The organism is Mesorhizobium sp. BHbdii (genome assembly GCF_053848045.1).
This window is the reverse complement of record NZ_JBSPKX010000306.1, coordinates 1-402: the sequence shown is the minus strand read 5'-3', so window position 1 is coordinate 402 and position 402 is coordinate 1. Positions and strand designations below refer to the sequence as shown.

At 63.7% G+C, this 402-nt stretch carries 1 protein-coding gene; it reads left to right on the top strand.

Going from position 1 to position 402, the window contains the following annotated elements:
- Positions 1–18 precede the first annotated feature (18 nt).
- Positions 19–402 (top strand): hypothetical protein (locus ACWTU8_RS33165; protein ID WP_455851422.1); only part of this gene is annotated, 384 nt, incomplete at its 3' end.

The window sequence follows — 402 nt, the reverse complement described above, 5'->3', positions numbered from 1 at the left end:
AGAAGGAATCTTCCAGTCATGAGCAACCTTGGCAAACGCTTGCTCCTCGCGCTTGTGCCAATCGGGGCGGCCACATTGGTTACCTGGGGTTGGCTTTCGTACCAGCCAGCGCCGAGCGTAGCAGGCCCGGCCGCTGCCCCGACCAGTCGGGTCAGCAACGAAGACGGGCTGACCGTGGTGACACTGGACGAGGCGACGCAGAAACGCAGCGGAATTGCGACCGACGCGCTAACGGCAATGAAGCAGCGGCTGGAACAGACCGCCTATGGCAGCGTGCTCGACCTTCAACCGTTGATCGACTTCCAGACGCGATATCGCGCCGCCGCGGCCGACGTAGCTAGCGCGCGGGCGTCGCTCGACGCCTCGAGCCAGGAGGCAGAGCGCAACCGCGTTTTATTTCAG